This window comes from Bradyrhizobium sp. UFLA05-108, assembly GCF_059803455.1.
In genome coordinates this window covers 1-26,393 of record NZ_JBANAZ010000100.1, presented here as the reverse complement: position 1 = coordinate 26,393, position 26,393 = coordinate 1, and the positions used below count along the sequence as shown (strand labels likewise).

The following is a 26,393-nucleotide window of genomic DNA, read 5'->3' as shown; positions in this document are numbered from 1 at the left end:
TGCCGCGGTCGATAAAGCCGCGAAAAACCTGCGTTCACAGCACGCCACTCCGCATAATGCGCTACTCCGCATAATCGATGTTATGTGGTGCACCACATAACGCGGAATTGGGTGCGGCTTGGCAGAAGACCGCTCGCGACACCGAGCGCGACTATCTCTCGGTCAAGCTGGATGACCCGAGCTTCCCGGCTCCGATCTACGCCACCCTGATCGAGGTCGAGGGCCAGGACGGCCTCCAGCTCATCTGGTCCCGGCCGAACCGGGATTGATCCCGCAGCGCCCGGCTTCGCCCCAAAAAGCGGGGCCGGGCGCCGCCCCCGGTCACGACGCAGTGACCTATCTGGCGTATGTCATTCAAATGCATTACATTCGGAGAATAAAGGAGATCGCCATGACTTCGAATGCCCTCGTCCAAACCCGCATCGACGCGGACGTGAAGGAAAAGGCCACCGCGGTGCTCGAAAACATGGGCCTCACTGTCTCCGACGCCGTGAGAATCCTGCTGACGCGCACGGCCAACGAAGGGATGCTTCCGCTCGAGCTCGTGAGCAATAGCCAAGCTTACGATAGCTGGTTTCGTGAGAAGGTGCGCCAGGCCTTGACGGACACCCGGCCCGATCTTGATGATTCCGAGGTCGAAAGGCATTTCGCACAACGCCGCGCCGCCGCGCTTCAAAAAGCGGCGGAACAAAAACGGTGAAGCTCGTCTGGTCGCGTCACGCGCTGTCTGATCGCGACGGAATTTTCGGCTACATTGAAGCCGAGAATCCTCGCGCCGCGATTCATGTTGACGAACTGATTGCCGATGCTGCGCGGCGTCTGCTCGACTTTCCCGAAAGCGGCCGACCCGGGCGTGTCGCTGGCACGCGCGAGCTGGTCATCCCGCGCACGCCTTATGTCGCGGCCTACCTGATCAATGGCGATACCGTTCGCATCCTGCGCGTGCTTCATGGCGCACAGATGTGGCCCGACGAACTTACCAACGACGATTAAGGCTGAGTCGCCAAAGCGATTCGACCTAGATCGAAACAGGAGCTCCGGCGATGACTGCCTCTATCAACGGACGGCCGATGTGTCCGGTGTGTAAGAACCGGATGGCGTGCTTCTAGAGAATAACCCAGGCCCGATACCGCCCTCGCCCGGTGGCCTCGCGCAGGCCGAGCTCGGCGACCAGGTCCTGGGCAGCGCGCGCGCTGATACCCAATTCTTCGGCGATCATGCCGGCCGAGACAACCGGGCGGGACAACACGTAGTCGATGAGCGCCGGCAGTTTTGAGGTCGAGCGACGGCCGGACAGCTTCCGAAGGAGTAGCATGCGCTGATTGAGCCAGCGGTCATGCGCCTTGAGGCCGGCCTCCGCCGCGGCTGTGATCGCGCCGAGCTGTGCGATCAAGCGCGCGGTTTGGTCGCGCGATCGGCGCTGGTCGCGCGGGATGGTTTTAAGGCCTTCGTGCAGGCAGACGAGATGCGCGCGGGTCTTGCCGCGTTGGCGGAGTGTTGCTGCGGCCAGCAAAGGACCAAGCCAGGCCCCATGCTGCAGCGGTTCGATGCTGTGCCAGGCATCGACCGCGACTGCTGCCGCGAGCGTCGGCGGAAGGGTTTCGCATTCAGCAAGGATGGCGCGCCATTCAGCCAGGCGCGAGTCTTCGTTCCAATCGAGATCGTAGATCCACGAGTCCCGCTCGATCGGACGACGCGCTTGGCTCGCACTCTCGCCGGCCAGGGTGCGGCTGGTTTTGGCGATGGCCACATCGACCGCGGCGAGGGCCTCAGTCAGCCGATCATCAGGGGCGGTCAGCGCAAGCGGCGCTTCCGCGGTCGACGCGGCGCTGGCTCCCTCCGTCTCATGGTTCTCTATGTCTCGCTGGGTCGGATCGACGTCGATCCCGTCGCGGTCGGTCTGCCCTCCCCTGCCCCGCAAACTGTCGAGGCCGACCACCGACAGCGCCCAGCCAGGTTTTTCAGTGGCGATGCGGCGACGGGCGCGCAGCACGGCATGGGCTCGGGTCACCTCATGAGTGGGGCTGCGGATATCCATCCGTGCATCGTGGAGCACCAGATCTTCGAGGTGGACAAGTTCGCCATCTAGCCACAGAGTCGCGCAGGCGTCTGTGAAATGAGTCCGCGCGATCCACCCGTCCTGGATTGGGCTCTTTGCTAGGCGCTCGTCGAGGCGGGCGACTACATCCTCGGCAGCTGCAAGCGGGCCGGCGAGCTGGGTCCAGGGCAACGGATCGGGGATTATGCAGCTGAACGGCAAGGTCCTGATAACCTTAATGGAAGCCGGCGAAACAGAAGCTAACACGGCTTTAGATTCCGTCATAGCGATGCTGGTTCCGAATCCTCCAGAATCTGATTTCCGTTCGTAGATTAACGAGTTCCGAGATCCTCCCAGCCCGGCTGGTCGCCGCGGTCGGCCACAAACCGCCGAGGAGATGCGCCGCTGGACAGTTGCCCCTGCCCTCTTCCGGACGCCTTCGGCCACCGTCCGCGCTCAGATGTCCTCGTCGGTAAGGCCGACTTTCCGAACGGCCGCGCGGTCACGGCTGGCTTCCGCGGCGTCGCCTCGGTGGCTTCGCTGCGAATCAGCGTTCATTACTTTTGCCACGCGGAGGCTCGCTTCGATAGTAGCGCTTGTCAGGCCGCCTCGATATCGGTCTGCGGAAAATTGGCGCCCTTGAACATCAACGGTTCGCCAAGATATCGGGCGCAGGCGTAGGCGAAGCAGTCCCCGAAATTGAGCCGCGCCGGGTGTCGGCCCTTGCCATAGCGGTCGAAGGCGTCGAGCGCGATGCGGGCTGTTTCAGGCACAACATTCACCACTTTTATTTCTATCAACGCGAGATAGCTCTCGACCGCTTCGGCCGCCGCCGCGACAGGTAGATCGAGCAGGCGGGCGACGGCAATCGCCGCCTCCCACACGGCCAGCGGCGAGGTCAGCCGGGTTGTGCTTTGCTGTACGCGCGCCAGTAACTCGCGCGCGTCGTCTTCGTCGGTCAGCATCGCGGTGAGCGCCGAAGCGTCGATGAACATCAGGAATCCTCGTACAAGCTGTCGCGGAACGCTTTGTCAGCAGGCCTACCGCCCTGCGGATTGCCCTTCGCCCTCAAGTCGCGACAAAACTGGACGCCCAGATCGATCATCGACGGCTTGCCCTGCTCGCGCTTGAGTTCATGGGCGAGCGCCGTATGCACAGCCTCGGTCAGTCCGATTTTCTTCAGCGCCGCGACCCTGCGGGCTAACGCGTCGGTCTCGGGATTCTTGATATGGAAGGCCATCAGGCGCTCCTCTAGCTCATACCGTGTATCCTTATATAACATTCCGGGTACACTACGTGAAGGCAGGGAGGATTCTCGCCAAATCTAGGGGAGAAGGCCGTAAGGACGCGCAGGAGGCCATAAGTCTCTTATGGTTAGCATTCTATAAATCGCATGCCTCCGGTCTTCCGGGTGCTGTATCCCCTCAAGACCACGGGCATGTCCCGGACTCCAGGCGAGAACAATCTCGTCCAGCCCTCACCTCCGAGGTGTGAATTCATCGGCCACGGATCGACGCGACTGATGCGATACCGAGCTTGCCTCGACTGGACAGACGTACGTTGGCGATTTGGATCCAAATGACCGGTGGGCACAGATTGTTGTCAGCTGACAACATTCCATGGTCGGGGCCGTTGTTGTCAGCTGACAACAATGCTCCAGCGGCTGGTTGGTAGCTGGCGCCGCGTAGTCGCCTTTCCCTGCCCAATCGACCCCGTATGATGCTCACGCAACTTCGCGAAATTGGATTGTTGGTCGGCCCTATGGCCCGCCAATAGAGAGCCGTTCCGACGCCGGGCGCTGCGGATCAACTTCCTTACGGATCGATTCGAAACAGCGCCCCGAGCATAGTTAGCCCGCTCCTCGGCGGACTCCTTCTTCCCCACGATGCACGGAAACGGCTCGATTCCCATGCCCACTGGATCGTCGAGGGTCCGGCTTTCGCCTGCCGACCGTGACACCCCCCTCCCCTTGGTAGCTGACGTTGTCAGCTGACAACAATCCGTGAATCCGCGGGGGGCCGTCTCGATGGACGAGCCCTGCGATCGAAGCGCCTTGCCTAGGAAGGAATCCGATGTTGGCGCCACCGCCTGTAACATGCCATCTGCCAAGTCTCGCGATGACGGCGGGGCATCGCCGTCGGCGCTGAATCCAGGCGCCAAGATTGGATCTGGCCGGGCACAAGACGGTCCGCAGAAGGGCGTGCCGGTCGAAGCGGGCCCACACTGCCTCCCTTCGCCGTAAGCAGCGCGGGGCGGGTGGTCGGCTGAAAGTCCGGGCCCTCTGGTGTGATCATCAGGCAGAACAACAGCAACCGCGAATGCCTCGGAACGTACTCGGTCGATTGGTCGATCCTGATCGTCCGACCGGTTGGTGACCTGTCGCCGTGTTGCGCTCACCTTTGCCTCGGATGGGCAGCACCCAGCGCAGTGCTGCGATATCGTGTCGATCGACACCGCGACAACCCAGCGTGCCACCGAACCGGCCGAGCCAAACTCCCTCGACGCCCCGCCGCTCACCATTCTGCTCGGGTTCGTCAACGGGACGGGGAGGGCGCTTCTTGCGGGACCGTCGGCCCCCGGCATCGGGTTGAGCAGGTGAGCGAGCACACCGTACATTACGAGGGGCGCGATTCTCCGGCGCAACGACGCGCTGAAGCAGGGATAGAGGCACTCGCACGGCATGGATCGACCCCTCGCCAAGCGCCGGTGGGCGCCGACGCGACACCAAAAGCGAGGGTTTTGCAGCGCATCGACCGAGGCGCCGGCGCATCCGCACAGTAGCAACACCGATCGGAGCAGAGGTAGCATGGTACAGAATGACACTTGGGGGACCCCGGCAGCCCGGCCGAATCATGCTATGGTAGAGCCTCGTTCCGCCGCCGCTGGGGCCGCTGTTGTCAGCTGACAACAGCCAGGCGATACGCCCGAAATGCCGCTGCTCGCTGTTGGGCACGCCCCCGGGCCGTTAAGAACTCGTTAACCCTTTATTTCTTGCTCAAATCATAGAATCGTGGCCATCTCTCAAGACGGAGATTAGGCGTCTGACGCGCAGAAACCGTCTTGAGAAGGTAGATGACGAGCTTAGCGGAAGATTCGGTGACGATGAGCGAGACTGCGTCTGCGCGGATCTCTCGGCATGCCGGCATTCTGTCCGGTCAGCTGCGATCGCTCGCGACGACGCTTTTCCCGCCTTCAGCGAGCAAATCGCTCCGGTCATTCACCTCGGGGGAAGTTGCGCGAATTGCGGGCGTATCCGATGGGTACCTTCGACAACTTTCTCTCGACGGACTCGGGCCGAGCCCGACGACGGGGATCGGGGGGCGACGATCCTATACTCTGGCTCAGATTCATGAGTTGCGCGGGTATCTAGCCAACGCGCGGCCGCGCGAAGCATTGGAATTTCTCCCACGCCGGCGCCCAGGCGACAAGCTCCAAATCATCACCGTCGCGAACTTCAAAGGTGGCTCTGCCAAGACGACGACGGCATTGTATCTGTCGCAATACCTCGCGCTTGCCGGCTTTCGGGTCCTAGCGATTGACCTCGATCCCCAAGCTTCGCTGTCGGCAATGTTCGGGTACCAACCCGAGTTTGACATTGGGGCGAACGAAACGCTCTACGGCGCTATACGATATGACGAGCACCGGCGGCCAATGCGCGATGTCGTTCGGCCGACCTATTTTGACGGAATAGGTCTCGTGCCAGGCAATCTCGAGCTGATGGAGTTCGAGCACACCACGCCTCGAGCCATGGTCGAGCGTCGTGAACGCGGGCACGATCTATTCTTTCGCCGCGTCGCCAGCGCCATCGACCAGATCGCCGACGACTATGACGTCGTCGTCATCGATTGCCCACCCCAACTTGGTTACTTGACCATGGGTGCGCTAAACGCGGCGACCGCGATGCTCGTGACCATCCATCCTCAGATGGTCGATGTCGCATCAATGAGCCAGTTTCTCCTCATGACGTCGGACCTCATGTCTGTCATCGAGGAAGCTGGCGGACGACTCGATCACGATTTCATCCGGTACGTCATCACGCGTCACGATCCCAATGACGTGCCCGAAGCTCAGATCGTCGCTCTCCTCCGGACCCTTTTTGGATCGGATGTGCTCCAAGCCACGGTGTGGAAATCGACTGCAATCGCCAATGCAGGTCTCACCAAGCAATCACTGTACGAGCTGGAGCGCGGCGCCGTAGGGCGGGGCGCCTACGACCGCGCATTGGAATCGGTCGACGCGGTCAATGCCGAAATCGCGCAACTTCTTAAGAAGGTGTGGGGTCGATGAGCAAACGTACTGACACCATCAAGAGCCTTTTCACCGCCCCGCAGCCACCCGCGTTGTCAGCTGACAACATGCCCGCTGCCCTGCCGCGGGTCTCGTCCGGATCAGTCCGCTCGTTGAAGGACACCTTTTCCGGAGTTGAGAAAGAGAACGAGGAGCTGCGTGAAAGGATTGCCTCCGGGGCGATGATCCTTGAAATCGACCCCTCGCTTATCGATCCGTCACCTCTGGCCGACCGGTTTCGCGACCAGGATGATAGCTCGTTCGAGGCACTCAAACAGTCGATCGCACAGCGTGGCCAGGAGGTGCCCATTCTCGTTCGGGAGCATCCCGAAGCGAAAGGGCGCTACCAGAGCGCCTATGGTCATCGACGAGTTCGCGCCACACGCGAACTAGGCATTTCGGTCAAAGCTATTTTGCGAGCGCTGTCAGATGAAGCGCTCGTCGTGGCGCAAGGACTCGAGAACGCACAACGCGAAGATCTGAGTTTCATTGAGCGCGCTACCTTCGCGATGCATATCGAAGATGCCGGACATAGCCGAGCAATCGCGCAAGACGCCTTGTCGATTGATAGGGCGGAGACCTCGAGACTCCTCGCTGTCGCTCGATCGGTTCCAGCCGATGTTGTTCAAGCAATCGGGAAGGCTCCGAAAGTTGGACGCCCCCGCTGGCAGACGTTCGCTGAATTGATCAAGGATGTAGCGGCGCTCTCACGTGTCAGGGCGGCGATCGCTGAACCGAAATTTGCAGAGCGAGAAACTGACGCTCGATTCCTTGCAGCTTTCTCAGCAGCCAGCCGTCCATCTTCCGCAGGCACATCGAAAGCTTCCGAAGAGAGGCCAGTCTTTTCCGCATCCGGCGACAAGATTGCGCACGTGCGTCACGCCGAGCGCGAGTTGAAGCTTACTCTCGACAAGAATGTCTCGGCGACATTTGCAGCATTTCTTGTCGACCAACTTCCGGCGCTGTTCGACGCCTTTTCCAAGACGAGCAGTGGTCAGGAAACTACCGAGGCCTGACGGCCTCGTCCCGTAAACACGAACCAGGAGCAGACAAGGCAAAAGAAAAAGGCCCCCGAAACGGAGTTCCGGAAGCCCTTCTCTTCAAGTTTGGCGACTGACAGAGAATCACTTTCGCGAATCGCAGTCAAGAGTTTCTACGCGATTTTATCGTCGTTTCGGCGAGCAGGTTTTTTTTGCCCAGCTGAGGCAAAGACATGCAGTCACACTCTCCAACGACGCCCTTTGGGCGGCGATCGTTGACACTTGCCCATGTGGCAAGCCAGATGGTCGCAACCGAACGCCCTCCCGAAAAGATCGTCCACAAATGGAAGATCTTCCATGCCATCTGCACGGCACGGCCGCGCCTTGGCGTGTCGGAGCGCGCGCTGTCAGTGTTAAACGCGCTCCTGACCTTCCATCCTGAGACGGCGCTCACAGGAGAGGATGATCTGATCGTCTTCCCATCAAACAATCAGCTCAGTCGGCGGGCGCACGGCATGCCGGCATCGACGCTGCGGCGCCACCTCGCAGTGCTGGTCGACGCGGGACTGATCGTTCGACGCGATAGTCCAAATGGCAAGCGCTATGCGCGGAAGGACGATGTTGGCGAAATCGAGCTCGCCTTCGGCTTCGATCTGTCGCCGCTCGTCGTGCGCTCGGAAGAGTTCGAGAGCCTGGCGGCCGATATCGAAGCCGAAGCCCGCGCACTCAAGCTCGTGCGTGAGCGGATCACGCTGTGCCGGCGCGACATCGGGAAGATGATTGCAACCGGCATCGAGGAAGGCGTCCCGACGCGGAGGGCAGGGCAGGGGCCCGCCGATTGGCAGGAGGTGCACGCCGCTTTCCGCGCGATGGTTGTTCAGATTCCGCGCAGCGCGACGCGCCAAGAGCTTGAGCCGATCGCCGACGAGCTGTCTCAACTTGCTGATGACGTGCTCAATCTGCTGGAAGCTCACATCAAATCTAAGAATCCGAGCGGCAATGAGTCCCATTCTGAGCGCCACATACAGAATTCAAATACTGATGCCCTAATTGAGCTTGAACCTAGCCTCCGAGAAGGCAGGGCGGCGGGAGCTGAGCCTAAACCTCAACCATCGCGAGTCGCCGAGGGGGCGTATCCGTTGGGAATGGTCCTGAGTGCATGCCCGGACATCGTCGATTATGCGAAAGGTGGGATTTCGAACTGGCGAGATTTTCTCGCCACCGCGGCGGTCGTTCGATCAACGCTCGGGATCAGCCCCAGCGCCTGGGAGGAGGCGCAAACGGTCATGGGCGAGGTGCCTGCAGCCGTCGTCGTTGCGTGCATCCTGCAACGTGGCGCCGCGATCAATTCCGCCGGCGGTTATCTGCGCGGTCTGACGCGAAAAGCCGAGGCCGGCGAATTTTCGCTTGGCCCAATCCTGATGGCGCAAATCAATTCTCGGCGGCGAGACAAGCAGCGGGCGTGAGGCGATGAGGTGACGCTCCCAGACCTTGCCTTTTTCGTGTGATCGAAGGTGCCCGCGCTGATGCCGCCGCTGCGCTTATAGACGCAAACCCGTTCGGAGAAATCGTCATGCCAAAATGCCCTCCAATCATCCTCACGCCGTTCTTCCAGCTTCGCGATGCAGACGCCGTGGAGCAACGGATGTACGTGGCAGGGTTCGCCGACGAAGCGGGCGTGGCCTGGGGGACGCTGATTCCGCTGGATGCGGAAATGGTCGAGAACGCTGTTCTCGGACATCAGACATTCACCGTCTGGTGCAACTCCGACGGCCGCATCCAACCGCAGCCGAACAGTGATGGCCTGTATGACGAGCTTCTAGAGAAGGGCCAATTGAAGGAGACGCCCCTCGATGAACTCGTCGCCGAAGCCATCGAGCAGGGTAAGAATGAGCCGAATGATGACATCCTCGATATGTTCGAGACCCTGCATGACCGGCTGGTCCGGGCGCAAGGCATGGTCGCCGACGAGATCGCGCGGCGCAGGTGATGACTCCTCGCGCCGCGCATACGCCTGCGCGAGGTCCGTTCTGCGTTGAGTTGGCGGCAACACAGTTCCGGCTGTTTTTCTTCAGAATGGCTCCGGGCCAACAGCAAGGCCGAAGGCCATAGCCGCCACAAGGGAGAAGAGCAGACCGGCGCAGCCAAATTTCGCACTGCGTCTTAACCTTCTTGAATCCCCGGACGCGCGGGCGCGGTTATCCTTGTCGTCCATTGACTGAGGGGCATTCTCCGATGTTCGACGCCCAGACCACCGCGCTGCTGCGCGCGGTCCTCGACGATGTCTGTCAAACCGTGTCGCGGTCTGAAACCGGCACGCGGACGCACGTCGCGGCGAAGATCCTCGAGGCGGCCAGGCAGGGCGAAACGACGCCCGACAGCTTGATGCAGGTAGGCCGCAGGGCGCTTAACGACGCGCCCACGATGTGGCGGTGAAGCGGCCGCGTATCTGCACTGCCACCTTTTCGTTAGGACTCGCCGGAACCGCTGAACAGCACCGTCGGCGGCGTTGCGCGCGGCGGCGGGATGGACCGTCCGCCCGGTGATCCTGGTCTGCTCTTGAGGTCGTATCGCTGGGCCAGGTCGAGTAGCCGACGCTTGGCGAACGGGTCCGCGTTCTCGGCTAGATCGCGCGCCCGCTGCGCGAAGCCTCTGTAAAATTCTTCCACGACGCCACCCCCGCAACATCACTGAAAGCCGGATTTCAGTGCGAGACGCGCTCCGCGTCAAGCGGTCTGATGCATGCGGACACTTCGACGATCTAGTTGTGCTCGCGGCGCATCGGGAACTAAGCTGGTCTCGGCAGGAAAAACCATGACTCCGCTCTACCTGAGCCGGAAGCTGTGCCCGAAGTGCGGGAAGCTGATGGCGGCCGTGCCCGACGACGTAGCTCCCGGCCGGCCTCGCTACGTTTGCCTCGTCTGCGAGGACGATCCGCTGCGCGATCCTGCCGCTCGGAAGTGGGCGGAAAGCCCGCTGCGGCCGCCGGCCAAGTAGCGTCCAACAGAAATCGAGCCGGGCACCGGATCGCTGTTGACGCCGATCGTGCCCACAACCCGCACCAATGCTGTGGGGCTGCAGCCTGCACGCCGAGCTTCGTTGCATCGCGCGTGTCCGCGAGATCGTCCCGGACTCGCCGGCCCCATGTCCAGCGACGCTGGCATCTTTCACGCTTCGCAGGCGTGTCGGTGGCATGGATCGGGAGGACGGGGTTACATCCGCTTGGCGAGAACGTCGGCAGCCTCGTTATCGGTCTTGCGATGGCCACTTCGACAGGTCCGCCGACGTTGCCGACAGCGATAGTTTCCCTGGCAGGTGATGACCCGGCGCTTAGGTGGCCTGCTTATGGTGAACGACGTTTCGCCCGACGCCCATTGCGTTGAGACCCGAATAGCCGATAGGGCCGCCTGCCTTCATTCCATGTGTTTTCGCGACGGGCGCACCCATCTGCGTCCTCGATAGAGGCTGGTCTGACCGAAGGCCGATCCCGCTTCGCGGGCTCTCGATCTTGTCCCTGCAACGCCCGTCCTCGACTTTCTTCCCCTGGCGCTGCGCGCCATTCCTCGCGGTCCAAGAAAGTCGCTGCCGGCCGCCCTCCATTTCATTTCGGCCCTCCGGGTGCAGGTCGATCGCCTCCGGTCTCACGACCGCCATCGAGGACGCGATAGGCGCGGCCCGAGAAAGCCAAGGGAATGAGACAATGGCTACCATCGGCACCTTCACCTCCACGGGCAACGGCTTCTCCGGCGCGATCAAGACGCTCAACCTCAACGTCAAGGCCAAGCTGATCCGCGTCGACAACCCTTCCGACAAGGGCCCGCACTTCCGCATCTACTCGGGCAACGTCGAGTTGGGCGCGGCCTGGCAGAAGACCGCCAAGGACACCGAGCGCGACTACCTCTCCGTCAAGCTGGACGATCCGAGCTTCCCGGCTCCGATCTACGCCACCCTGACCGAGGTCGAAGGTGCGGAAGGTCTCCAGCTGATCTGGTCTCGGCCGAACCGGGACTGAAGCTCAGTCAGTGGGCTCCGCCGCAAGGCGGGGCCTGCTTCCCTTCGACCGGAGAGGCGATCATGAACATCGACATCATTGAAGAATTGCGAGCCGAACTGCGCGACTGCGTATTCACGCCGGCAGAGCGCAAGGCGCTCGAACGCGAACTGGCCGAACTCATCCGCCAACGCGACGAAGCGCTTGCAGCCGAAGAGGGGGCATAAGCCCCCCTCGTCTTGCGTCTTACGATGTACCGTCGTTAGAGGCCGCTCCTCCGTTCAGAACGTCCTTGATGGCTTTGGCAGGCGTAAACGTCAGCTTTCTGGAAGCTGCGATCGCAATCGTTGCGCCGGTCGACGGATTGCGGCCCTCGCGGGCGGGGCTATCCTTGACCTTGAACTTGCCGAACCCGGGAAGGCTCGTCTCGGCTCCCCTCACGGCCGCATCAGCGATGGCCTTGAACACACTATCGACGATGGATTTGGCCTGAGCTTTTGTCAGGTCGTTCTCGGCTGCAATTTTTTCGGCAATCTCATTGGCAGTCGTCATCGGACGAGCTCCGTCTTGTTTCAATTTTGCTCGTCTGACATCAAGGCCGTGGAACAGATAGAGCCGGCATCACAAGCAGTGCCGCAATCCGCGAAAAATTGTCGGACTATGGCAGCCTTCCGTCCATTGCAGCGTAACCGCGCCTCCGCTTGGGATGCTCCAGCCATCCGAACGCTTCGACTGCCTCTGCACTGCCGTCGAAGGTCTGCACCACGGTCTGGCCATTCGTGCCGATCGGCCCCAATTGCGGATCAGCGAAACTTCTCTGAACAGGTTCGGCTTCGCGGATGGCTCGATGCGGCGATGCTGAATGGAAGATCAGCGATCTGCAGCGCTACTCTGCAAGGATTGGCAAGTTTTCCGGAGCGGTTGCAGAATAGGGCTTTTCCCGACGATTGCTTGGTCTGTCGCCGGGTCTAGAGCCTTTGCACCCGAGGCGCGTTCCCTTTCGAGGGCACAAAGCGCGCCCAATTCCGTGGCTATTGCGGGCGCAATCCAATCCTTACGAGGATCTGGCAACAACAGAGAGGACATAACGGCCTGAGCTATGATTACGACAGCTAGAACTCGGTAGGCTGCAACTGCTCTCCAGATGCCTATAATGTCAGCGAGCAGAAGCATAAAACTGAGAACGCCTAAGTCCCAAGACACGAGTTTCATCCAGTGTATGCGAAACCCTCGAATTGGCCGAACTTGACTAGGTGCCAATGCTTAAGAAGGAGAGTGGGCTCCCGGCCAATAAGGCCAGCCTACGGGTGATACTGCGTTAATCGTTTGGGCGAGCCCCTCGGGGGACAGCTCTACTCGCGCCGCCCGGCGGCGCTCCCGGAGCCCGCAAGCGGTCTCCGCGCATTCGCGTGGCGATCCTCTCGCGACCGTGTCGACAGCAGTGGTCCAGCAACGAGCACGGTCCCAGTCGCGCTTGCCAGAATTTGTTCCTTCCGATGGTTGTGGACTGACCTGACTCTTCTGGCAGGGGATTCGCCGGGTGAATTTCGGGATCGTTCCGGTGATCGGATTCGCGATCGTCTGTTGGTTCAAACCAACACCTCCACGAAACGATGGACGAGGACATGAACCCAGCGTCGCAAGACCCATCCCGGATTTTGAGATGAAGACCATTGTCATCAACAATCAAAAGGGCGGGGTCGGCAAGACGACACTTGCTGTGCATTTGGCTTGGTTCATGGCGGAAGCGAATCTCCGCGTTCTCGTGATCGACGTGGATGCGCAGAGCAATGCATCGGATACGTTGAGGCACTACGCCGGGTCAACGTTCGCCGCGGATCTGTTCAAACCGGGGACACGGGTCGTCTCTCGTGAAGGCGAAGGTCTAACGCTTGCGCCGGCCGATAGCTCGCTGACTGATCTCGATCGTAGCAATGCCGCCGCCATCACGACTCTGCAAGAGAACCTCGCCATCGCGTCGGATCAGTTCGATGCCTGCGTCATCGATACGCCGCCATCACTTGGACTGCGCAGTGTCGGCTGTTTGGTTGCGGCGTCGCATGTGCTGGCCCCCATCTATCTGGAGGACTATTCGATCAAGGGCGTCAAAGGTCTGATGCAGACCGTGATCGGCGTGCAGAGGCGTTATGGCCGCCAGGATACGAAGTTCCTCGGGTTGTTGCCTTCAAACTTCAATACGAAATCGCCTCGTCAACGAACGCATCTTGAGCAACTCTTGCGCGAGGCCGGCAAGTATATGTTCCCGGGCCAGATCGTGGCAAGGGACGGCTACGCTGAGGCCGTTGCGGAACGCCTGCCGGTCTGGAAGCTCAAGCGCCGCTCCGCGCAGGAGGCTGGTCGCGAAATCCGTGATGTTCTCGCCAAGATCGTCGCGCAGATGAACGAGACGGCACGTGGCGCTTGATCTCAGCTTTAAGCAGCTCATCGACGCCGCGGAAGACGGTGTCGCCGCAGTCGGGCAACCGACTTGCATCGCCATCGACCGCATTGACGAAGATCCGGACCAGCCCCGTCGCAGCTTCGACGAACAGAAGCTCGAGGAGCTTGCCGAATCTGTCCTTCAGCATGGCGTGCTGCAACCGATTGTGCTGCGGCATGGGACTAACGAAAGCCGGTACGTGATCGTCATAGGCTCGAGGCGGTATCGTGCTGCCAAACGCGCCGGGCTCCGTGAGATCCCGGCCTTCGTTCATGCCGTTCGTTCTGCGGATCGTTATGTTCAGATGATCGAGAATATCCAGCGCGACGACCTCAACGCTCTCGAAATTGCGGCATTCGTAGCGGACCGCTTGGAGCGGGGCGATAACCAGGCTGACATCTCGCGCAAGCTCGGCAAGCCCAGGGACTGGGTGTCTCGCTACGCGTCGGTCCAAAGTATGCCGGAATTTCTCCGGTCGAAGCTTGCCGGCTCGTCAATCCGTGCTGTCTATGAACTCTATCAGGCTTGGCGTGAGCAGCCCAACGCCGTCGAGACCATATGTGCAGCACGGGAAAGCTTCACCGACGCCCACGCCCGCCAGCTGGCTCGCAAAATTCGCAGCAAAGTTGGCGACTCCCATGCTGATGGTGAAGGTGCCGCTGGAACTCAATCGGCACGAGGTCCGATCGCACCGCAAGTAGCATTGCGACCCATAGAGAGAGACCGTGTAACGGCCGCCGCGGAAAAGTGCTCCAACTCTTCGGTCCATCGAAATGAGCGAATTAGTTCATCAGTGACGATCAGAGTGCGCCACCAAGATCGCGCCGGCTGTCTTCTCGTCGATCGGGTCGCGTCTCAAGGCTCACGCCATGCCGTGCTATTGGTCGATGGCGCAGAGGAAGCGGAAGAGGTGCCGGCATCGACCATCACGATCGAAGAGATCATTTTTGCATAAGCTGGCCTTAGACTGTCTCCTCAGAAATACTGCTGCGCCTGGTGCGCCAGTAGAGCGGATTTCCCATCCGAAGGATGGCGCGTCAGCGCAGCAGTCGGAGGCCGAACGCGCCCCCCATAGCGCCGTAGAGAGGCCGGAGGCTGCTGGAAAGCCGCGGCCCACGTGCTCGGTGCCCGTGTTGCCGATCCGCACGCGCAGCGTTCGAGCAATGCAAAGATTAGCGGTGATGGCTGCGCCACTCCCGGAGGAATGTTGCGCATCGATCGTCACCTGGGTTGGATCTCACCTGCAGCAAATGCCGAGCTTTGATTGCCGAGCCGGTTGGTTTGAACCAACATCGAGGGGGTGGAGAGATTCGCACTTTCTAGTGCAGGATAGGCTTCGCGCCAGCGATGTATTACATCGCGGTTGGGATTGGACTGCATGGCTCTGATCTCGGTGCGTGTTCCAGACGAGCTCGCGGCGGAGTTCTCAGCCTTTGCGGCGACCCAGGGTGGCAAATCCGCGCTGCTGCGGCGTCTCATTGCTGATGCACTAGCTGCACCAGCGCCGCGCATCTTGGCGGTGCCGGTCGGACGGCCGGAGAAGGTGACGGTGCGGTTTCGCGAGAGCGAGATGCGGCAGCTCGCGGAACTGTCACATCAGCGCGGCATGACCCGAACCGGCTGGATCGTTGCATTGGTGCGCTCGCGGTTGGCATCACCTGTGCAGCATTCTCCAGGCGAGCACGAGGCGCTCCGCGCGATTGTTCGCGAGCTCAACCGGATCGGCGGCAACATCAACCAGATCGCGCGCGCGGCGAACGCCAGGGTGCTGCAGGGCAGGGCGGTTGAGCCCGATCTGTCCGCAATTCAGGAAGCCAAACTCGTCATCGAAAAAGAGCTGGCGCAACTACGTAATGCGCTGAATGGCAACGCGGATTATTGGGATGGACGGCGATGAGCCGGCGCTCACCGCGGCCGACCGGGTTAGCCTCCGATCTACCGCCGATCTCGTATGTCTGGGAAACGCCTAATCGGCGCCCGCGGCTGGCCGAGTGGGATATCCCCGACCCGGCTTCTCCTGGTCGCCTCACGCCGGCGATGCGTGCAAAGCTCGAACGTATCGTCCGCCGAGCACCAGAGGTGATGGTCAAGATCACCGGTCGCACCAAGGACGTGGCGCATCTCAAGTCACATCTTGCATACATCACACGAAACGGCGAGCTCGATGCGGAAACAGAGCAGGGTGCGACCCTCGCGGGTCGTTCCGGATTGAAAGACTTACAGCAACGCTGGGAGGATGATGCAGGTCTCGACGACAAGCGCCGCCGCGATGGCTCGCTCTCGGTCAACATCATTCTATCGATGCCGGCTGGCACCGATGCCGTCGCCGTCAAGGATTCAGCCCGCGCATTTGCCATCGAAGCGTTCGGAGACAATCACGACTACGTCTTCGTCCAGCACCTCGACGACAAGCACCCCCACGTGCACATGACCGTTCGGTCCCTGGGCAATGACGGCAAACGCCTCAACCCCCGCAAAGCGGATCTTCAGGCCTGGCGGGAACGGTTCGCTGGCGAACTCCGGCTTCGCGGGATCGCGGCGGAGGCAACGCCGCGGCGGACGCGCGGAAGGGTTCGAAAGGCTGATCGCGGAGCGGTGCTCGTTTTGCGCAAGCGAAAGATCACGCCCGATGTCGATCGGATCGCCCGTAAAGAGGTGCTTTCGGAGGTGAGGGGCGGCAGGACTGCCAAACATCCTTGGGACGAACAGATTAAGTCACGCCAACACGCGATCAGGCGGCGATATCTGGAGTATGCGGCCGAGCTACAGCGCTCCGGAAGGGCAGCGGATCACGAGCTCGCGCGCCAAATTAGGCAATTCGTCAACGATATGCCCGCTGTCGAGACGCGTCGGCATGCTCTGAAGAGAGACCTTTCGGAGCTGGCCAGTAGCCGGCGGAAAGACGCAAAGCAGGACGTTGATGCAGAGGGGCGCGACAAAATACGAGGCGATGAGCGGACTAGATAGATGGGTCAGATATTCTCGAGCTATTGATCGGATCTCTGCCGCCATCGGAAGCCGTCAAGGCCATTTGACTCTGTCAGGCTCATAACCTGAAGGTCATAGGTTCAAATCCTTTCCTCGCAACCAAGATTTCGAAATAAATTCAAAGAATTAGCCCGCCTCTAGCGGGCTTTTTCATCTCAGAACAGGCGCAACAGAGCGTTTTTTCTATCCCCTGTATTTCCACGCATTCCGACAAATTCCGGAAGCGGTTCGCATGCGTTCCGAAGCGCTCCATCTGACATGGATCTGACATGGAAAAGCATTGCATGTGCTTCGTCAGCCTTCAAATTCGTCGCGGATGTTTTCCCTAGCGAAGAGTTATGCCGATGATCGGCATGTCGATGATCAGCACGTGCCGGTGCTGCTGGCGCGGACGGTGCCGTCGGTGCCGATGATGATCTTGATGCTGATCGTGCTGCTGCTGCTGCTGGTCATCGCGATGATCATCGGCATGCTCATCATGATCATCCCGGCTAAGTCGGCTTCTCCTCGTCTTTCAGGGCAAGGGCTTCTTTCGCCCGCGGCAGCAGAAATTCTGCGAGCGTCTTTGCCACATCTGTCAGGGTGCCCGGATCGACCGCGACCTGCTTGGTGAACGCCGCCCACTGATCCTTTTTGCCGGCGTCCTCGGTGAAGGCAGTCGTGAACGCGTCCGGCGGTGCGGTGGGAATTTCAGTCTTACGTCGCTTGAAGGTCGCCTTGATGGCGCGGGCCAGGGTGTCGCCCTCGAACTTGTAAGAGCGGATCAAAACCCAGACGTCGTAGAAGTCTTTCAGGCGCGTATTAGCAAGGCCGAGCACGACCATCGCCTGGAACTTCTCAGCGATGACGCTCTCGCGCGGATAGGAGCGCAGCTTTGGCGCCGGAAAATCCAGCAGCACGGGCAGGTCGGTCTCCTGCACACCGGGCTCGATGGCGTCGCCAAACGCGATGTCGATCACCACACGAACGCGGGCGTTGTCGACCTTGGCATTACCCTTGATCCGGACGCCGCCGTATTCGTTTTCGTCGCGGATGCGGTCGACGGTGAAACTGGCTGGATTGAAGCTAACGCCGTCGGCGGCGTCCGCGGCGGCAATCTCCTTGAAGATCGCCAGGAGTGCTTCTGGATCGGGATCGCCCTGGCCGAGAAGGTCGAGGTCGCGCGTCGGTCGAAACTGGTTATCGACCCAGGTCGCGAGTAGGATAGCGCCCTTGAGAACAAAGCGATTGCGGTAGTCGGTCGAGCCGAGACGATAAAGCAGTCGCTCAAGCACGTAGCGAGTGAGGAGAAGATCAAAGGGCTGATTGCGTTCCTTGGAGAGCGCAAGCAGCCGTGCACGGACCGAGGCACCGACATTTTTGGGTTGGTTAGCCATTCGTGGTCATCGCGTCCATATAGGGTTTCATCGCTTTCCAAACTCCGGCCTTGCGCGCGAAATCCGCGATCTCCGCGGGCTTCGCCTTTCGGGTTCGCAGCGCCTCGCGCAGACCTTCGAGCGCGAGGTTGAGGCCGGTACTGTGACGATAGCGTGTCCCGGCGCGACGCCGATAGCGGAAAAGATCGACCACTGTCTTGGCTGGGCTGAAGATCTTTACCGGGCAGCCTTCGATGATATGCGTCTCGACGCCCTCCTGAAGGCGCTCCGAGCTGAAGCGAACGAACTGCATGGGCGGATTGGTTGAAAGAGGTTGGCGGTCCTTGGGACCGATAGCGAGCCAGACCATCGAGGGGAGAGTATCGGTTAGCTCATGGAACGCGAGCGCAGAGGTCAGCGCGACGACTCCCTTGGGCACGCGCTTGGCGGCTTCGGCGAGGGAGTGATGCGTGTCGATGGGCGTGTCGGGAAGCTGGTAGAGGCCGCGCCCGAGTTGGACGACAATGCCTTTTTGCTTCATGCGGGCGATTGTCGCGGGTGTGACGCCAACCGTGGCGAGCTCGGACGGGCGCGCGATGCCGCGCTCCTTGAGGAGTTTGATGGCTCGGTCTTGTTGGGTCGACGATGGCTTTGTCATGGCGATACAATATGTCGGGTATAGGATGTTTATATCCGACGTTTTATATCATACCAAGCCGCAGCTAAAAATATGTAAAGTCGATCAATCTATTGATAATTCTAAAATTTATGAACCGGAACCGGATCTGATCCCGGTCCGAAGCGAGAATGCGTCTTCAGCTAGGTATTTGAGGTTAGCTCGAAATGAGTGTGAACGAAAATTCGATGCGCGTGACGCGAATTGAGCCGTTTTGGCATGACGTTCCCCTGCCCAAAGCGACGGGATTTTTCTACCAATTCGGGCAGACGCATGCGCTCGTCACGAATTGGCACGTCCTATCTGGTAAGCATGCCGTCACTGAAAAACCGTTGGATGAACACGGTCGTTTCCCGACCCGACTGAAATGCCATTGGACCGAACAAGACCGCTCGCAGGGTCTAGGAAGATTTCGGGAGCTCCAACTTCCGGTGATTAAAGACGGCTGTCCCACCTGGTGCCAACATAAGGGGTTCCGTAATCAGGAAGGTAAGGCGCAGCAGGTCGACATCGGAGTGATCTTTCTCAACGATTGGATGCCGAGCTACGAAGACGAAAAAGATCGGATCGCTGCCTTCAGTGCTTCCGTTCTGGTTAACATGGATAAAGAGGGAAAGGCCCAAAATTACGAATACGGATACGCACGGGTGGGCGCTGACGTTTTCATTCTGGGGTTTCCATTGGGCTTGGCCCTGCAAGGCGTACTTCCAATCTGGAAGCGTGGTTCGATCGCGTCGGAACCGCTCGTCGCGATCGATAACAATCTACCAATTTTCTTTGTCGACGCAGCAACCCGCCACGGAATGTCGGGCTCGCCTGTAGTTTATTTAGGGCAGGAATTGACCAATCCCAAGGGGCTACCAGCCCAGACGCCGCCGACATATCCTGAACCTTGGTTGCTCGGCGTTTATGCTGGGCGGCGCGGTTCATCTCAAGAGGAATCGGAGATGTCTTTCGGACGCGTCTGGCACCGTCGACTGTTGGATGAAATCTTTTTCAAGCGTGTCCGCGGTGGAACGCCGGCTTTAGCCGAGGATACAACTTGATCCGGCAGCGCACAAAATGGAATCCCTTCAATTTTAGAGCAGATGCTCTGTCAACTCAGGGAAATTACGAACCCGCAAGATCGCATGAGGCACGTCTATTTGCGCAACGTCACCCGTGTCGAACCAGTAAACGTGACTGAACCCGGCGGATAGCGCTCCCTCCACGTCTGCGCGGAAGTCATCTCCCACAAATACTGCAGAGGCTGAGACGAGCGCCGTAAACGGCGGCCTTGACTGCCTATCCCCGCTCGCGCGGGCCTAGTCGGATTGCATGCGCAACCCTGTGCGCATGATAGCAAACAGGCTTGTTCCGCGTAGGCGTTTGAAGCGGTCGGAAAGCAAGATAAAACTGCCGAGGGGGAGCCCGAAAGTCCGTTCATCGACCGAGCATGCCAACCTCCTTGCAGGTAGCAGGACAGGAGCCACCACGCCGATGACAGAGCTGCATGCGAGGTTAGAAAAGCTCCGTGCCGACGCCGCGGAATGTGCCTCCATCCGCGATCTGGCAACCGATGACCGCAAGCGCCAGCTCTTCGCTCGCCTTGCCGCTCACCTGAGCATCCTCGCCGACGAGGTCGAACGCGCTATCGAAACGAGTGGATCTGACGCGAGCTAGATCTGGCTACGGCGAATTCCCTTGCGCCCTTGAGTTGGCCTCTGGAACAATGTTGGACGCGGAGGCGGTCCCACATATCATGAGTCGCGCGACATCAGTTTTTCTGGCGGGGGCGCTGTTGAGTCGCCAAAGTACGGCCAAGGGCCTCTACTATTGACTTCTCTGCCTTCCGGGCTCCCTTGTTCTCTGCATCCCGGTCCTGAGCCATCTCTTCCGTCCCTTTGCAGACGGCACCAGCCTCGTCGGCGCACAAGCAATAGGCGCGCACCGTCATGGTATTGACCTTGTCCATCCTTGCGATGAGCTGATTGCCGATGGCACGGCACGCCTCAGGGCTGCGTGTTTCTACCTGGCTCGTGCTTTGGAGCGTCCAGTTGATCTTCGTCTCCAGATCGGCCTTCGCGATGCCTGCTGGATCCAGCGGCGGTTGTCCAACAAAATACAAGATCAGCAGAGTCGTCGGGAGTGAATCCGCCATGGTGAACCCCTTATTGGCCAACTGCCCGCAGATTCTGCAATTGTTGCCGAATCTGTTGCAGCGAGACTTGTTGGTCTTCAAGAACCGAAATGGTTGACGTTACCTGGCGTGCCCGATTTCGTTTGAACCCCGCGCCTCCTTCCGGGAGGGTCACGAGGTCATACTTGGCTACGACGGCCGGTTTCTTCGTGAAGACAATGCTCAAGGTTTCGTCGAGCTGCAGGTACCCTCCAAGCGTCAGGAAGTCCGTGCCGGGCGGGAATGTGTAAGTGTAGCTTGCCGCGCCGTTGAACTTCACCACGACCTGGGCCGTGAATTTCGGGTTGTCGATCGTTGAGCCGGCGGTGGCGGTGGCCTGTACTGAACGGTATAGCCAATCCTTGATCGCCAGGTTCTTTGTCAGCGAATGATAAGAGATCGTCTCTTTCTCGCAGGGTAGGGCGCTATCGAGAATGAGTTTCTCGGAGTCGAAGTTGAAGTCGACGCTTCCCGTGCGGTTGCCTCGCATATCGAGCGTGACACCGTTGCCGCTCCCCACGACCCAGTTCGAGAAACGCGTCGTCGCCGTTGCGGGCACCTTCCGGGTCAGACCGGCGCCGGGGACGAAATCCGCTTCCGATTTTGGATTGAGGGTGACCGCGATCTTCCAGTTTCGCGCATTGAAGAGTTCGTGTGGCACTTCACGGTCGAGCGTGCCCAGCGCATCCTGAAGCTCGCACGCCGAATGGAGCATGATATCCCGCATCGGCAACGCCCAGTCTGGTGCAATGTCGGGCATGATGGCGCATCCGCGGAGCCCACCTGCAAGCGCAAGCGCCAGTTGCTGCAATCGTACCACATCCGCCCCCTTACGTGTTCGTCCCCGACCCCTGCATCGCCAAAGATTGCTTCCCCATGCAATCAAGTCCGATGCTCCGACCTTCTTTCCTATTGCAAGCCGTCCGCCGCGATGCGTTCCTGTCGCAATGTCACATAACCAGCCCACCATCCGCGCCAGCGATCGACCGCCGGCCCGCTCTCCAGTCGGTACGCAAAGACGGCCGCCCCTCCACCGCTCTCAATGTTGCACGTGATGTCATTGGCATGATTGGCGCTCTCTGGCTTTGGCGTACACGCGACAATCTTGTAGCCGGGCTCAGCGGCAAAACGGGATTGGTAGTTGCGCGAATGCGACGCCAGCGCGACCGGATGATCGTCCTTGGTCTCGGATACCGTGAAGCTTCGATCGAGCTTGGCCGGGCCTAAAAGCGCTTTCGAAGAACTTGGGTCGACCGCGATGGAGGTATTGGCATCGACAACGAGCTCCTCCTGAGCGACCCGCCAGCAGCGTTTGTCCTCCGCGATGTCGTTGATGTGCTGGTACAACGGGCTTGCAACCACTTCCGACGCGGGGATGAAAAAGTTCACGCCGTTTACGTTGCGCGTCTCGCCGCCAAACGTCCACTGAACAACGCCGCCGACGGCGATACCCAGCAGAAAACCATGGTCTTCGAAGACAGGCCCTCCACTGTTGCCCGGATTCATCACGGTATCGGTCTGCCACCGCATCTCCTTGGGAGGGGAGCCATGGTTGCTGACCAAGCCGCTCGAGAGGCTGAGGTCCTGGTTGAGCGGAAAGCCAAGGACGAGCGCCGTGGTGCCCGTTGGAGCCTGGGACGGCTTCACGACGATGGGTACGGGGCAACGTTTCCCGCCGGCATCCGACACGGGCGTGCCCAACTGCAGAAGCGCGAGGTCGCGCTGCGTATCGCGCGCCAGCACGGTGGCGGATATCGGATTGTTCAGCCGCGACTTGAGCCGGATAAATATGTCCAGCTTCTTGTAGTTGTTCGCATCCGGAACAACATGGTTGTTGGTAATGACCAGCGTCTCGCCGATCAAAAGGCCCGAGCCGGCTCCGACGTCCTGCTTGTCGTTGAATAGCGTTCCAATCGTCTCCACGTGGGCGACGCGGGCATCGTATTTTCCGGCAACCCTGACCGCAGCCGCGTCAGCGAGGGCGCTGACCGGAAGGCTTACCGCCGTCAAAAGCGCTAGCCAGGCGTTCCATAGAAGGTTTGCAGCGCATCTCTGTCGAGATCGCTCAGTTTTCCGTCGCCGTTCCATATCGGATTACAATAATTCATGATTGATTGGGGATCGTATTTCGTAACCTTGTAGTCGCCGTCCGTACCTTGGGCATCTTTGTGGCACTCGGGCGGAGCGTCATCGCGGTTTTGCTCATGGGTAAAGCCCAGGGCGTGCCCGAATTCGTGCGCCGCGACGGCATACACACAGAATTCACGTGTCGCCTGACAGCTCTTGCTCCACTTCTTAAAAGTAAAATTGAGGACCATGCCATCGGGGCGTTGGTCGAGAAATCTGCCAAGTGCCTTCGTATGCGCTCCCTCATCCGCGATACGAATGTGGATGCCGGACGTGTCTTTCTCGCATTTTCCCCAACCCTCGAACATGATCTTGGAGTACCGTTGCCAGGTCTCTTCCGCGGCCGACCGCACGATCAAACGGTAAGGTGCGTCTTCTTTGACGGGATTTTCCCAGCAGACCTGGATGTTCAGGCGCTCCCACTTCGAGGCCTTCAGGACCGTCCCGAATGACTCTTCTTTGCTCATGCCCGCGGGCAGGGCGGCTTGAGCTCGCGCGCCAGATGACTGAAGCGCAGCGGTGCCGCCAGGACAACGGCAAACAATAGGACTCTACAAAAGCGGCTCATCGCAGGCATACGAAGCCAAAAAAAGACATCACTCAATATCGACAAAGCAACTTAAGCTTGCACAGATCGATGGCGCCGGCAAGCGGGTCGTTTATACGCCGCAACCGTTCTTGTGAATTTAGCGAGCTGGCGGCGGACCCTTGCCTCCCTCCCTTGCCTACAGGCCGGGACAGCGCGGTTGCCAGGACAAACGCGATCCAGCGCCCGGTGCCGATGCTGTTGTCGTGCGTAGGTCTCCTTCGAAATCCTGTTCTGCAAGGATGGCGGCTCGAAGCGGTACAAATCCGCAAGCTTTCCGATTGCGTCGAAGCCGCGGTTGCTCGTATGGATCTGCGCAAAGCCGACGGGAATGCTTGGCGGAAACGGGCCGCCCGGCCGTTTTTCCGCCATCTGGTCGGCGAGAGGTAAATTAGAAACGCGCCAGGCCTCCTCAACCACGATGTTGAATGGATGCCAGGTGCATGTTTCATGAGTTGACGGACCGTATCCCACCCTATGTATGGATGGCGATCGGTCCGCGCGACTGGCGACCCAAGATTACGGGTCCTCGTATTCAGATCGTGCGTTTCGGCCTGAAGGAATTCAACAAGGGCGTCGAACGTCACACGATCGAAGGCGTTTCAGTGCCGATCTATACGCCGGCCAAGACGATCGTTGATCTCTTCAAGAGCGGTCGGCGTCAAAAAGCTTTCTACGACGCACCCGCAGGCCTCGCGCACGCCACGGCGCAAAGCAACACCGTCAGAAATCGCAAAGTGCGCGGCCGAGGCCGGCATCTGGGAAAAAACCGTTCAGCCGCGCCTTGAGACGCTGACCATCAATGCGTAAGCCGCTGAAGAATGTCGGCGCTTCCGTCCGGGCCCGCCTGCTCAATCTCTCGAAAGAGCGCAATGAGCCGTTCGACCTCCTGCTCACGCAGTATGCGCTTGAACGGCTGCTCTATCGACTGAGCATCAGCAAGTACCAGGACAAGTTTGTCCTCAAAGGTGCGATGCTCCTACGCCATTGGCTCGATGATCCGCATCGACCGACACGCGATCTCGACCTCCTCGGCTTCGGCGAAAGTGATCCGCAACTTACCTTAGGCTACTTTCGGGAAATTGGTTCGATACAAACTGACGATGGCGCCACCTTCGAAACTGGCACACTCGAGGTCGATACGGTCCGTGACGACTCCGGCTACAGCGGACTGCGCCTCAAATGCTATGCGACCATCGACGGCGCGCGCATGCGGATCGTCGTCGATATCGGCTATGGCGACGCGACTGAGCCTGGACTCAACGAAATCGAACTTTTGCCGTTACTCGATCAACCGGCTCCCAAGCTTCGCGCGTATCCGCCGGAGACCGTCATCGCCGAGAAATTTCAGGCGATGGTCCATCTTGGCCTCGCCAATACGCGCTTGAAGGACTTCTACGATATCTGGGTGCTCTCCCGGACATACGAATTCAAGGATGACCGGCTCGCGCGCGCAATACGCGCGACCTTCGAGCGCAGAAAGACGCAGATCCCGACTGAGCGGCCAGATGCTCTCAGCGAGGCGTTCGCGAACGATCCCACCAAGATCCAGCAATGGGCTGCCTTCATCCAGGACGTCGCAATCGATCCCGGTCCTCTAAATGGCGTCGTCGAGACGCTTGCGACTGTCCTGATGCCTCACGCGGAAAAGGCGCGAAACCTGAAAGGCTAGGAGCCGCTATGGTCGGCCGGACCAAGACCGTCGGTATTGATGGTAAGCCCTTCAAGAGCGCCCTTCATCACTGGTGGCCCCGAGGTCTTGCCGGCTATTCCTCTTCGCGGGGCAGAATCATCGTCGGTTTCGTGACCGTTGCCGCTTTTGGGTAGCGCTCTGGATCAGGCGCCATTATGCTGTACCAGTCGGCGCACCAATCCCCGACCTTGATGGGCAGTGAAACCACATTAAAGTCCGTGCCGGGTTTAGGTAGATAACCCAAGCCTTTCATGCCACCATTCGCGAGCATCGTGCGGACGAGGTACCAGCCATGCATCATGCACTGAAGCGTCGTCATGACGGCCCGGTACTCCTTGAGGGAGAAACTTAGAAAACGCCAATCGTCGGGAAGAGTGGAACGCCGCACTATCGTCGGGCGATGAAACTCGACCAACCGTGAAACGACTTCCCTATCAAATTTGAGCCGAAACCATGTTTCACGCCGCTTCGTCCGATTCCGCAGAAGGTTCAGCAGCGCGGCGGGCGGATCTCCGAGAACCGGATCGGCTCGTCCCTCTTTGCGGACCAAACGATTGTAGGCTTCGTATGTTTTGTCGTCATGACGTACGGGCTCGATCGAAAGGCGCCTGTCTTCGACAGACAGAATTAGTCTCTTGCGATGCCAGAGTGGAAAGATGGTACAGAACTGATCGTAGTGCTCCGCATCCTTCAAGCGTCGAAGCAACGTTCGGCTTCGCACAGATGAAAGTCGTTTCATTCGCCGATCTGCTGGGGCCACTTCAATAAAGATTTTCGTGATGCTGGCGGCCCCGCGCGCTTGGGCGCCGAGCCTGTGAATTTCAATCACTACTGCGCGTTGAAGCTGGACCGAATCAGCAATCGGCAGGACATCGTAAGTCCACGTACAAAGACCCAAACTTCGCAACGTGTCCGCCATCATGGACAGCGTCGGGCCTGGCGAAGGATCTGCGAGGTTTCATCTGCGGCTGTCAAACGCCATCCGGAACTGCCCCCCTTGCGTCATGAAGAACTGCCCCCACCCTCGGGTTCATGATGTCGGTTGAAGGTTGGCTCCGCCGCTGACGGGACGGA

31 protein-coding genes and 1 pseudogene are annotated in these 26,393 nt (G+C 59.8%); 19 read left to right on the top strand and 13 right to left on the bottom strand.

Annotated features, from left to right (window positions below; translation table 11 throughout):
- Window positions 1-98: 98 nt before the first annotated feature.
- From SO140_RS41930 to SO140_RS41920, 3 genes and pseudogenes are all read left to right on the top strand, one after another.
- Window positions 99-269: pseudogene (locus tag SO140_RS41930) on the top strand (DUF736 domain-containing protein); the annotation flags it as partial.
- Window positions 270-391: 122 nt separating this feature from the next.
- Window positions 392-700, top strand: coding sequence for a type II toxin-antitoxin system RelB/DinJ family antitoxin (locus SO140_RS41925; protein ID WP_474801190.1), 309 nt, complete (start codon window positions 392-394; stop codon window positions 698-700).
- Window positions 697-993, top strand: a complete 297-nt coding sequence (locus SO140_RS41920; protein ID WP_474801188.1) for a type II toxin-antitoxin system RelE/ParE family toxin — start codon at window positions 697-699, stop codon at window positions 991-993. Before SO140_RS41925 ends, SO140_RS41920 begins: the two co-directional genes overlap by 4 nt.
- Window positions 994-1,105: 112 nt before the next feature.
- Here the strand turns inward: SO140_RS41920 and SO140_RS41915 are convergent, their stop codons facing one another.
- The 3 genes from SO140_RS41915 to SO140_RS41905 all read right to left on the bottom strand — a co-directional run bounded on the left by SO140_RS41915 (window position 1,106) and on the right by SO140_RS41905 (window position 3,278).
- On the bottom strand, window positions 1,106-2,323 hold the full coding sequence (locus tag SO140_RS41915; protein ID WP_474801186.1) for an RHE_PE00001 family protein: 1,218 nt from the start codon (window positions 2,321-2,323) through the stop codon (window positions 1,106-1,108).
- A gap of 314 nt (window positions 2,324-2,637) precedes the next feature.
- Entirely contained in the window at window positions 2,638-3,033 is a 396-nt protein-coding gene (locus SO140_RS41910) for a type II toxin-antitoxin system VapC family toxin (RefSeq protein WP_474801184.1), read from the bottom strand.
- Entirely contained in the window at window positions 3,033-3,278 is a 246-nt protein-coding gene (locus tag SO140_RS41905; RefSeq protein WP_498543970.1) for a type II toxin-antitoxin system VapB family antitoxin, read from the bottom strand. The genes SO140_RS41910 and SO140_RS41905 overlap by 1 nt, the downstream gene beginning before the upstream one ends.
- 1,832 nt (window positions 3,279-5,110) lie before the next feature.
- On the opposite strand from SO140_RS41905, the gene repA reads away from it, so the two are divergent.
- The 5 genes from repA (at window position 5,111) to SO140_RS41880 (ending at window position 9,741) form a co-directional block, all read left to right on the top strand.
- The gene (gene repA, locus SO140_RS41900; protein WP_027555999.1) at window positions 5,111-6,325 is read left to right on the top strand and encodes a plasmid partitioning protein RepA; all 1,215 of its coding nucleotides are present in this window, start codon (window positions 5,111-5,113) and stop codon (window positions 6,323-6,325) included.
- Window positions 6,322-7,341 (top strand): plasmid partitioning protein RepB, encoded by a 1,020-nt coding sequence (gene repB / locus SO140_RS41895; RefSeq protein WP_498543969.1) that lies wholly within the window; start codon window positions 6,322-6,324, stop codon window positions 7,339-7,341. Before repA ends, repB begins: the two co-directional genes overlap by 4 nt.
- Window positions 7,342-7,538: 197 nt before the next feature.
- On the top strand, window positions 7,539-8,771 hold the full coding sequence (gene repC, locus SO140_RS41890) for a plasmid replication protein RepC (protein ID WP_498541939.1): 1,233 nt from the start codon (window positions 7,539-7,541) through the stop codon (window positions 8,769-8,771).
- A gap of 38 nt (window positions 8,772-8,809) precedes the next feature.
- Window positions 8,810-9,295 (top strand): hypothetical protein, encoded by a 486-nt coding sequence (locus SO140_RS41885; protein ID WP_474801175.1) that lies wholly within the window; start codon window positions 8,810-8,812, stop codon window positions 9,293-9,295.
- Between the two features lie 245 nt (window positions 9,296-9,540).
- On the top strand, window positions 9,541-9,741 hold the full coding sequence (locus SO140_RS41880; protein ID WP_474801173.1) for a hypothetical protein: 201 nt from the start codon (window positions 9,541-9,543) through the stop codon (window positions 9,739-9,741).
- Between the two features lie 32 nt (window positions 9,742-9,773).
- On the opposite strand, the gene SO140_RS41875 is transcribed toward SO140_RS41880, so the two are convergent.
- A complete protein-coding gene (locus SO140_RS41875; protein ID WP_498543968.1) occupies window positions 9,774-9,974 on the bottom strand; it encodes a hypothetical protein in 201 nt (66 codons plus the stop codon).
- Between the two features lie 145 nt (window positions 9,975-10,119).
- Here SO140_RS41875 and SO140_RS41870 point away from each other — a divergent pair, with 145 nt between their 5' ends.
- The 3 genes from SO140_RS41870 to SO140_RS41860 all read left to right on the top strand — a co-directional run bounded on the left by SO140_RS41870 (window position 10,120) and on the right by SO140_RS41860 (window position 11,523).
- A complete protein-coding gene (locus tag SO140_RS41870; RefSeq protein WP_474801169.1) occupies window positions 10,120-10,302 on the top strand; it encodes a hypothetical protein in 183 nt (60 codons plus the stop codon).
- Between the two features lie 703 nt (window positions 10,303-11,005).
- Entirely contained in the window at window positions 11,006-11,317 is a 312-nt protein-coding gene (locus tag SO140_RS41865; RefSeq protein WP_474801167.1) for a DUF736 domain-containing protein, read from the top strand.
- A 62-nt stretch (window positions 11,318-11,379) separates the two neighbouring features.
- Window positions 11,380-11,523: a hypothetical protein gene (locus SO140_RS41860; RefSeq protein WP_474801165.1), complete on the top strand. Its 144-nt coding sequence runs from the start codon at window positions 11,380-11,382 to the stop codon at window positions 11,521-11,523.
- Window positions 11,524-11,542: 19 nt separating this feature from the next.
- Here SO140_RS41860 and SO140_RS41855 read toward each other — a convergent pair whose 3' ends face one another.
- A complete protein-coding gene (locus SO140_RS41855) occupies window positions 11,543-11,848 on the bottom strand; it encodes an HU family DNA-binding protein (protein ID WP_474801163.1) in 306 nt (101 codons plus the stop codon).
- A gap of 106 nt (window positions 11,849-11,954) precedes the next feature.
- Window positions 11,955-12,059 (bottom strand): hypothetical protein, encoded by a 105-nt coding sequence (locus SO140_RS41850; RefSeq protein WP_474801249.1) that lies wholly within the window; start codon window positions 12,057-12,059, stop codon window positions 11,955-11,957.
- 900 nt (window positions 12,060-12,959) lie between these two features.
- Between SO140_RS41850 and SO140_RS41845 the strand changes: the two genes are divergently transcribed.
- From SO140_RS41845 to SO140_RS41830, 4 genes are all read left to right on the top strand, one after another.
- Entirely contained in the window at window positions 12,960-13,721 is a 762-nt protein-coding gene (locus SO140_RS41845) for a ParA family protein (protein WP_498543967.1), read from the top strand.
- Window positions 13,711-14,691 (top strand): ParB/RepB/Spo0J family partition protein, encoded by a 981-nt coding sequence (locus tag SO140_RS41840; RefSeq protein WP_474801159.1) that lies wholly within the window; start codon window positions 13,711-13,713, stop codon window positions 14,689-14,691. Before SO140_RS41845 ends, SO140_RS41840 begins: the two co-directional genes overlap by 11 nt.
- A gap of 423 nt (window positions 14,692-15,114) precedes the next feature.
- Complete coding sequence (locus SO140_RS41835; RefSeq protein WP_474801157.1) at window positions 15,115-15,633, top strand: plasmid mobilization protein; 519 nt, start codon at window positions 15,115-15,117, stop codon at window positions 15,631-15,633.
- On the top strand, window positions 15,630-16,703 hold the full coding sequence (locus SO140_RS41830; RefSeq protein ID WP_474801155.1) for a relaxase/mobilization nuclease domain-containing protein: 1,074 nt from the start codon (window positions 15,630-15,632) through the stop codon (window positions 16,701-16,703). The genes SO140_RS41835 and SO140_RS41830 overlap by 4 nt, the downstream gene beginning before the upstream one ends.
- Window positions 16,704-17,215: 512 nt before the next feature.
- On the opposite strand, the gene SO140_RS41825 is transcribed toward SO140_RS41830, so the two are convergent.
- Together SO140_RS41825 and SO140_RS41820 are read right to left on the bottom strand one after the other, a co-directional pair.
- Window positions 17,216-18,100, bottom strand: a complete 885-nt coding sequence (locus tag SO140_RS41825) for a nucleotidyl transferase AbiEii/AbiGii toxin family protein (protein WP_474801153.1) — start codon at window positions 18,098-18,100, stop codon at window positions 17,216-17,218.
- Window positions 18,093-18,737 carry a type IV toxin-antitoxin system AbiEi family antitoxin domain-containing protein gene (locus tag SO140_RS41820; RefSeq protein ID WP_474801151.1) on the bottom strand — a complete coding sequence of 215 codons (645 nt, stop codon included), beginning with the start codon at window positions 18,735-18,737 and terminating at the stop codon, window positions 18,093-18,095. Before SO140_RS41820 ends, SO140_RS41825 begins: the two co-directional genes overlap by 8 nt.
- Window positions 18,738-18,922: 185 nt before the next feature.
- Between SO140_RS41820 and SO140_RS41815 the strand changes: the two genes are divergently transcribed.
- Both SO140_RS41815 and SO140_RS41810 read left to right on the top strand, forming a co-directional pair.
- Complete coding sequence (locus SO140_RS41815) at window positions 18,923-19,801, top strand: S1 family serine peptidase (RefSeq protein WP_474801149.1); 879 nt, start codon at window positions 18,923-18,925, stop codon at window positions 19,799-19,801.
- A gap of 433 nt (window positions 19,802-20,234) precedes the next feature.
- The gene (locus tag SO140_RS41810; protein WP_474801147.1) at window positions 20,235-20,417 is read left to right on the top strand and encodes a hypothetical protein; all 183 of its coding nucleotides are present in this window, start codon (window positions 20,235-20,237) and stop codon (window positions 20,415-20,417) included.
- 94 nt (window positions 20,418-20,511) lie between these two features.
- On the opposite strand, the gene SO140_RS41805 is transcribed toward SO140_RS41810, so the two are convergent.
- The 4 genes from SO140_RS41805 to SO140_RS41790 form a co-directional block, all read right to left on the bottom strand.
- Window positions 20,512-20,895, bottom strand: coding sequence for a hypothetical protein (locus SO140_RS41805; RefSeq protein ID WP_474804889.1), 384 nt, complete (start codon window positions 20,893-20,895; stop codon window positions 20,512-20,514).
- Between the two features lie 10 nt (window positions 20,896-20,905).
- On the bottom strand, window positions 20,906-21,673 hold the full coding sequence (locus SO140_RS41800) for a hypothetical protein (protein WP_474804891.1): 768 nt from the start codon (window positions 21,671-21,673) through the stop codon (window positions 20,906-20,908).
- A 149-nt stretch (window positions 21,674-21,822) separates the two neighbouring features.
- Window positions 21,823-22,923 carry a S1 family peptidase gene (locus SO140_RS41795; RefSeq protein ID WP_498541883.1) on the bottom strand — a complete coding sequence of 367 codons (1,101 nt, stop codon included), beginning with the start codon at window positions 22,921-22,923 and terminating at the stop codon, window positions 21,823-21,825.
- Between the two features lie 5 nt (window positions 22,924-22,928).
- Window positions 22,929-23,507, bottom strand: a complete 579-nt coding sequence (locus SO140_RS41790) for a matrixin family metalloprotease (protein WP_498541882.1) — start codon at window positions 23,505-23,507, stop codon at window positions 22,929-22,931.
- 562 nt (window positions 23,508-24,069) lie between these two features.
- Between SO140_RS41790 and SO140_RS41785 the strand changes: the two genes are divergently transcribed.
- Both SO140_RS41785 and SO140_RS41780 read left to right on the top strand, forming a co-directional pair.
- Complete coding sequence (locus SO140_RS41785) at window positions 24,070-24,414, top strand: type IV toxin-antitoxin system AbiEi family antitoxin domain-containing protein (RefSeq protein ID WP_474804897.1); 345 nt, start codon at window positions 24,070-24,072, stop codon at window positions 24,412-24,414.
- 14 nt (window positions 24,415-24,428) lie between these two features.
- Window positions 24,429-25,298, top strand: coding sequence for a nucleotidyl transferase AbiEii/AbiGii toxin family protein (locus tag SO140_RS41780; RefSeq protein ID WP_474804899.1), 870 nt, complete (start codon window positions 24,429-24,431; stop codon window positions 25,296-25,298).
- 94 nt (window positions 25,299-25,392) lie between these two features.
- Here the strand turns inward: SO140_RS41780 and SO140_RS41775 are convergent, their stop codons facing one another.
- Window positions 25,393-26,241 carry a hypothetical protein gene (locus SO140_RS41775; protein WP_498543966.1) on the bottom strand — a complete coding sequence of 283 codons (849 nt, stop codon included), beginning with the start codon at window positions 26,239-26,241 and terminating at the stop codon, window positions 25,393-25,395.
- Window positions 26,242-26,393 lie beyond the last annotated feature (152 nt).

Bases quoted from the DNA above. Each gene is read 5' to 3' on its own strand.
- SO140_RS41865 (WP_474801167.1), top strand. From the start codon at position 11,006: ATGGCTACCATCGGCACCTTCACCTCCACGGGCAACGGCTTCTCCGGC.
- repB (WP_498543969.1), top strand. From the start codon at position 6,322: ATGAGCAAACGTACTGACACCATCAAGAGCCTTTTCACCGCCCCGCAG.
- SO140_RS41870 (WP_474801169.1), top strand. From the start codon at position 10,120: ATGACTCCGCTCTACCTGAGCCGGAAGCTGTGCCCGAAGTGCGGGAAG.
- SO140_RS41910 (WP_474801184.1), bottom strand. From the start codon at position 3,033: ATGTTCATCGACGCTTCGGCGCTCACCGCGATGCTGACCGACGAAGAC.
- repA (WP_027555999.1), top strand. From the start codon at position 5,111: ATGACGAGCTTAGCGGAAGATTCGGTGACGATGAGCGAGACTGCGTCT.
- SO140_RS41800 (WP_474804891.1), bottom strand. From the start codon at position 21,673: ATGCCCGACATTGCACCAGACTGGGCGTTGCCGATGCGGGATATCATG.
- SO140_RS41775 (WP_498543966.1), bottom strand. From the start codon at position 26,241: ATGATGGCGGACACGTTGCGAAGTTTGGGTCTTTGTACGTGGACTTAC.
- SO140_RS41845 (WP_498543967.1), top strand. From the start codon at position 12,960: ATGAAGACCATTGTCATCAACAATCAAAAGGGCGGGGTCGGCAAGACG.
- SO140_RS41805 (WP_474804889.1), bottom strand. From the start codon at position 20,895: ATGGCGGATTCACTCCCGACGACTCTGCTGATCTTGTATTTTGTTGGA.
- SO140_RS41855 (WP_474801163.1), bottom strand. From the start codon at position 11,848: ATGACGACTGCCAATGAGATTGCCGAAAAAATTGCAGCCGAGAACGAC.
- SO140_RS41905 (WP_498543970.1), bottom strand. From the start codon at position 3,278: ATGGCCTTCCATATCAAGAATCCCGAGACCGACGCGTTAGCCCGCAGG.
- SO140_RS41820 (WP_474801151.1), bottom strand. From the start codon at position 18,737: ATGACAAAGCCATCGTCGACCCAACAAGACCGAGCCATCAAACTCCTC.
- SO140_RS41880 (WP_474801173.1), top strand. From the start codon at position 9,541: ATGTTCGACGCCCAGACCACCGCGCTGCTGCGCGCGGTCCTCGACGAT.
- SO140_RS41785 (WP_474804897.1), top strand. From the start codon at position 24,070: ATGTTTCATGAGTTGACGGACCGTATCCCACCCTATGTATGGATGGCG.
- repC (WP_498541939.1), top strand. From the start codon at position 7,539: ATGCAGTCACACTCTCCAACGACGCCCTTTGGGCGGCGATCGTTGACA.
- SO140_RS41830 (WP_474801155.1), top strand. From the start codon at position 15,630: ATGAGCCGGCGCTCACCGCGGCCGACCGGGTTAGCCTCCGATCTACCG.
- SO140_RS41790 (WP_498541882.1), bottom strand. From the start codon at position 23,507: ATGAGCAAAGAAGAGTCATTCGGGACGGTCCTGAAGGCCTCGAAGTGG.
- SO140_RS41810 (WP_474801147.1), top strand. From the start codon at position 20,235: ATGACAGAGCTGCATGCGAGGTTAGAAAAGCTCCGTGCCGACGCCGCG.
- SO140_RS41860 (WP_474801165.1), top strand. From the start codon at position 11,380: ATGAACATCGACATCATTGAAGAATTGCGAGCCGAACTGCGCGACTGC.
- SO140_RS41925 (WP_474801190.1), top strand. From the start codon at position 392: ATGACTTCGAATGCCCTCGTCCAAACCCGCATCGACGCGGACGTGAAG.
- SO140_RS41825 (WP_474801153.1), bottom strand. From the start codon at position 18,100: ATGGCTAACCAACCCAAAAATGTCGGTGCCTCGGTCCGTGCACGGCTG.
- SO140_RS41780 (WP_474804899.1), top strand. From the start codon at position 24,429: ATGCGTAAGCCGCTGAAGAATGTCGGCGCTTCCGTCCGGGCCCGCCTG.
- SO140_RS41815 (WP_474801149.1), top strand. From the start codon at position 18,923: ATGAGTGTGAACGAAAATTCGATGCGCGTGACGCGAATTGAGCCGTTT.
- SO140_RS41835 (WP_474801157.1), top strand. From the start codon at position 15,115: ATGGCTCTGATCTCGGTGCGTGTTCCAGACGAGCTCGCGGCGGAGTTC.
- SO140_RS41915 (WP_474801186.1), bottom strand. From the start codon at position 2,323: ATGACGGAATCTAAAGCCGTGTTAGCTTCTGTTTCGCCGGCTTCCATT.